General features: G+C 47.2%; 6 protein-coding genes. All 6 read left to right on the top strand.

Annotated features, from left to right (window positions below):
* The first annotated feature begins 32 nt into the window (after positions 1–32).
* Complete coding sequence (gene recO, locus B3O33_RS15530; protein WP_292361731.1) at positions 33–749, top strand: DNA repair protein RecO; 717 nt, start codon at positions 33–35, stop codon at positions 747–749.
* A gap of 12 nt (positions 750–761) precedes the next feature.
* Positions 762–1,493 carry a pyridoxine 5'-phosphate synthase gene (gene pdxJ / locus B3O33_RS15525; RefSeq protein ID WP_292361732.1) on the top strand — a complete coding sequence of 244 codons (732 nt, stop codon included), beginning with the start codon at positions 762–764 and terminating at the stop codon, positions 1,491–1,493.
* Positions 1,490–1,870 carry a holo-ACP synthase gene (gene acpS / locus B3O33_RS15520; protein ID WP_292361733.1) on the top strand — a complete coding sequence of 127 codons (381 nt, stop codon included), beginning with the start codon at positions 1,490–1,492 and terminating at the stop codon, positions 1,868–1,870. The genes pdxJ and acpS overlap by 4 nt, the downstream gene beginning before the upstream one ends.
* Before the next feature lies 1 nt (position 1,871).
* Positions 1,872–2,759 (top strand): cysteine synthase CysM, encoded by an 888-nt coding sequence (gene cysM, locus B3O33_RS15515; RefSeq protein WP_292361734.1) that lies wholly within the window; start codon positions 1,872–1,874, stop codon positions 2,757–2,759.
* A gap of 64 nt (positions 2,760–2,823) precedes the next feature.
* Positions 2,824–4,887, top strand: a complete 2,064-nt coding sequence (locus B3O33_RS15510; protein ID WP_292361735.1) for a hypothetical protein — start codon at positions 2,824–2,826, stop codon at positions 4,885–4,887.
* A gap of 11 nt (positions 4,888–4,898) precedes the next feature.
* Positions 4,899–5,315 (top strand): DUF1318 domain-containing protein (locus tag B3O33_RS15505; protein WP_292363930.1); only part of this gene is annotated, 417 nt, incomplete at its 3' end.

Below are 5,315 nucleotides of genomic sequence, written 5' to 3'. Positions count from 1 at the left end.
CTTATAACGACGATCTTTGATTAGGCAATCCTGTGGAATTCACCCAGGCATTTGTATTACATCAACGTCCTTATCGTGAAACCAGCTTGCTGCTGGACGTGTTTACTGCCGATTATGGTCGTTTAAGTCTGGTGGCGAGGGGGATGCGACAAAGTAAACGTCGTCATAATAATCCTCTGCAATTATTTCAGCCATTGTGGTTGAACTGGTTTGGTCGTGGTGATTTACTCACACTCAGTAAAGTTGAAACCATCAGTGCACCCTATTGGTTGCAGGGAAATGCTACTTTGTGTGGTTTGTACATCAATGAATTACTGGTCAGATTGCTGATGCAACAGCAACCTGAACCATTGGTGTTTGAGGCCTATCAGAAAGCATTGGAAGGATTGCAAGAAGCTGACCAGGCGGAACAGGTGCTGAGACTTTTTGAAAAGCGCTTGCTCGAAGCTTTGGGGTATGGTCTGGATTTGACCACAGACAGCCAGGGTGAACCGGTTGAGCAGCACCTGCATTACAGCTATCAGCCTGATCAAGGGTTGCAGCTTTGTCTGGTAAATGACACAAAGCGCATTATTTCAGGTGCCAGTTTGTTACAACTGTTGCAGGAAAATCTGAATGATCCGACTAGCCTGAATGAAACAAAGCAGCTTATGCGTTTAATAATAAACTATTATTTAGATGGCAAACCGCTGAAAAGCCGGCAGTTGTTTGCAGAAATGCAGCGTTATGCCGGAACTAAAAACAGTTAATTAAGGAACATCATGTCGATTTATCTTGGCGTCAATATTGATCATGTGGCTACGTTAAGACAAGCCCGCGGTACCCGTTACCCCGATCCGATTCAGGCGGCTATTGAAGCCGAACAAGCCGGAGCTGACAGCATTACATTGCATTTACGCGAAGACCGCCGGCATATCCAGGATCGCGATGTCAAAATGCTGGCGGATATTCTGCAAACTAAAATGAATCTGGAGATGGCGGTCACCGAAGAAATGCTCAGCATTGCCGAACATTATCGACCAGCCGATTGTTGCCTGGTACCGGAACGTCGTGAGGAACTCACGACCGAAGGTGGACTGGATGTTGCCGGTCAGCAATCACGTATGCATGATGCCTGCGTTCGCCTGGCTGAAGCTGGAGTAACAGTTTCATTGTTTATTGATCCGGAATTAAAACAGATTGAAGCAGCTGTTGCCTGCGGTGCTCCGGTGATTGAATTGCATACAGGTCGTTACGCAGAAGCCAGTTCCGCTGCAGAAGCTAAAAAGGAACTGAAAATTATCCGTAAAGCTGCTGAACAAGCTCATGCACTGGGACTGCAGGTTAATGCCGGTCATGGTTTGCATTATCACAATGTGCAGCCGATTGCAGCTATTAAAGAGTTGGTTGAACTCAATATCGGTCATGCCATTGTGGCTCGCTCATTTTTTACTGGCTTTCAGTCTGCAGTTCGTGAAATGAAGCAATTGATGCTGGAAGCCCGTCGCGGATGATCAGTGGTATTGGCACAGATTTAGTGCATATTCCGCGGATAACAGAAATGTTAAACAAATACGGCGATAAAGCGGCGCAGCGAATTCTGGATGCCAGCGAGTTCGAGCAATTTCAAAAAAACAAGCAACCGGCAGCATTTCTGGCAAAACGCTTTGCCGCTAAAGAAGCCGCAGCTAAAGCACTGGGAACTGGATTTCGTGATGGTCTGAGCCTGCAGCATATTGCAGTTCGCAATAATAGTCTGGGTAAACCAGAGCTGATATTTCATGACTATGCCGAGCGATTATTATCCCAAAAAAATATTCAGACGGCCATGCTCAGTCTGAGTGATGATGGCGATTATGCCACCGCTTACGTTGTATTAGTGGAAGGCTGAGATGGCTGAATATCCGACGATTGAATCTTTTATTGGGAATACACCGCTGGTGCGTTTGCAGCGCCTTCCCGGTGAGACCAGTAATATCATTCTGGGCAAGCTGGAAGGCAATAATCCTGCAGGCTCTGTAAAAGATCGGCCGGTCGCCAGTATGATTCGTCATGCGCAGCAACGTGGCGATATCCAACCGGGCGATACACTGATTGAAGCCACCAGTGGTAATACCGGTATTGCTCTGGCAATGGTCACGGCCATTCTGGGGTATCGCATGATTTTGATTATGCCGGAAAGCATGAGTCAGGAACGCCGTGCATCAATGCGGGCTTATGGCGCAGAAATTATCCTGACCGATGGAATGGAGTCGGCACGCGATTTGGCGTTGCAAATGCAGGCGATGGGAGAGGGTAAAGTACTGAACCAGTTCGGTAATTTTGATAATCCCCTGGCACACTATGAAACTACCGGGCCGGAAATCTGGCGTGATACAAAAGGTGAAGTAACCCATTTTGTCAGTGCCATGGGAACCACCGGCACGATTATGGGGGTATCCAGATATCTAAAAGAACAGAATTCAGCGGTGCAGATTGTTGGTGTGCAACCGGTTGACGGTGCAAAAATTCCCGGCATCAGACGTTGGCCAGAAGCCTACCTGCCGGAAATCTTTGAACCGGAAAGAGTTGATCTGACGCTGGATATGGAGCAGGACGTTGCTGAAGAAACGATGCGTCGACTCGCCAGTGAAGAAGGTATCTTCTGTGGCGTTTCATCAGGCGGCAGTGTTGCTGCGGCATTACGTTTATCGGCAACTGTCAGCAATGCGGTAATCGTCTGTATTATTTGCGACCGTGGTGATCGTTACCTTTCCACGGGTGTGTTCCCTGCAGAGTAATGTCCGCCACGACGGGATATCCACGAGGGTCTGTTGATTTTTCAGAGTCACAACAGAGGCGCCCATGAAAAATAAACTGACCCTGTTTTTAACGGTTTTGTTACTCGTATCAGCCACATCGGTCTGTGCAATAGAACAGGTATCAATCCAGATTGGTAACTGGTCAAGCGAACAGGTTGATATCAGTGGTTTGCAAGTGGAAATTGATTTAAAAACCACGGGGTTGGTTATTAGCGCCACTGCCAACGGTGTTCAGTTAGCTGAACCTTTTGGCCGATTATCAGATGTCAGACTTCGTTGTGACACGCTACGCTGGGTATCCGGACAAATTGACTGTCAGGCCGGTCAAGTCGACTTCACTCATGCACAATGGGGCAGTCAAAAATTATCGTTTAGCGTTCAATCCCAGGTCGAAGAAGACAATTATCAGCTTTCACTTAAAAACATTCGGATTGAGCAAGGCCAATTATCCATTCAGGCCAGTTATCAACAAGGCGACTGGCAAGCTGAGCTAACCGGACAGCAACTTGCACTGGCGAGCCTGATGCGTGTTGTCAGCCCCTATATTAACCAGCAACAGCTTAATCTGTTTTCACAATGGAATGTTAATGTCATCGCCGATATTGAGGCTAAACTAAAAGGCCAGCAGCAAAATCTGACATCAGCTTCGGTTACCGGCGCACTAAGTAATGTCGGATTTTCTGACCCCAGTGGACGTTATGTAGCAGAAACAGTAGACGCGCAGCTCACGCTGGAACTGCAAGCCGAGTCGGGAAGCTGGCGCTGGGAACAAACCCTGACTGTCGATGATGGGCAGGCCTATTTTGAACCCATATTTTTAGATTTGGCTGAACAGCCCGTCATGCTAAGCAGTGAGGGGCAACTTTCTTTCAACGAACAACGTTGGCAGATACAAAAGCTGCGGTTTGAACACGGAGAATCTGTTCAGGCAGCGGGACAATTGCAGGGGCAAAATACGCAATTACAACACCTGAAAATGGATCTGAATAGCAGTGACATAAGCATATTGTATAAAGACTGGCTGCAGCCGTTTATTCCGGGATCCTCGCTGAGTCACTTGCAGGCAAGCGGGCAACTTGATGCCGATATCCAATGGGACAATGAGCAGTATCAATTCATAGTGGATCTGCAGTCAGTCAGTTTGGCAGATGAGGCTGGGCGATTCAGCATTGACAGGCTCGGAGGGCAAATGGCCTGGACCAACCAAACGGCGGTATTGCCGGTCATATTAAGCTGGCAATCCGCATCAGTTTTATCGATGCCTTTGGGCGGCTCAACTTTGCAGGCAGAAGTCAGTCAGAATCAGATTCAGTTTACCGACAGTTTGTTATTACCAATTCTGGACGGTGAATTAACACTGAATAATTTTCAATTAAGTCTGGCAGAAGAACAGGGAACACGCTGGCAGTTTCAGGGCTTATTAAGTCCGGTTTCGATGGATCAGCTAAGCCGTTTGCTGGGCTGGCCTGAACTGCAGGGAAAATTATCCGGTATGATTCCAAAAGTCAGTTATGCTGACGAGATCATCAGTGTGGATGGGGCGCTGTTATTGAAGTTATTTGATGGCACAACGGTAATAAAAGATCTTCGTTTACAACAGCCGTTTGGAAGCCTGCCTCAGCTTTATGCGAATATTGATATAAACCGTCTGGACTTACAGACACTCACCAGTACCTTTGATTTTGGTAATATAAGCGGCAAAATTAACGGGCGAATACATAATCTTCGCTTATCCAACTGGCAACCCGTGCAATTTGATGCGGTATTTATGACGCCGGACAAGGATCCTGGGCGCCGTCGAATCAGTCAGCGTGCAGTGAATAATATTTCGCAGATAGGTGGTGGTCCGAGTGCGATTTTATCGCGGGGCTTTATGGGCTTGTTTGAAGATTTTTCCTATCAGAAAATTGGTCTAAGTTGTCGGTTGATGAATTCGGTCTGTCAAATGGATGGTATCGAAGCAACCGAGCAGGGTTACTATATTGTCAAAGGTGGCGGTCTGCCTCCATGGATTAATGTAGTCGGCTACACCCGGGAGGTGGATTGGCCGGAATTAATTGCCAGATTAAAAGCGGTCAGTCAGAGCGACGGACCGGTCATTCAATAAAGGAAAGTCTAATGCGTTTATTTAAATGGTTAATGGGCACTACAGCGGGCTTGATGCTGATTTCCTGCGTCACCATCAATATTTATTTCCCTGCTGCTGCCGCTGAAAAAGCCGCAGACAGAATTATTGAAGATGTATGGGGACGGGAAACCCAACCGCAACCGAGTGCGCCTGAGGAGAAGGAGACCAGTGAAGTAAACCATAATACTCCTGTTGCGTTAAAAGTATTGAACTGGATGGTGTCGCCTGTCCATGCAGAAGCTAATATCAATATTAATTCGCCGGCCATTAATGCCTTACAGGCGAAAATGAAACAACGTCATGAGCGCTTACATCCGTTTTATCAAACCGGAGCAATTGGCTTAACCAGTAACGGTTTGATTACCTTACGAGAAGCTTCAGCCGTGCCGCTTAAAGATCGCAATACT

The sequence above is a fragment of the Methylophaga sp. UBA1464 genome, assembly GCF_002325665.1.
Lineage (GTDB): Bacteria > Pseudomonadota > Gammaproteobacteria > Nitrosococcales > Methylophagaceae > Methylophaga.
The sequence above is the reverse complement of the archived record's forward strand: the minus strand, read 5'-3'. Positions and strand labels throughout refer to the sequence as shown.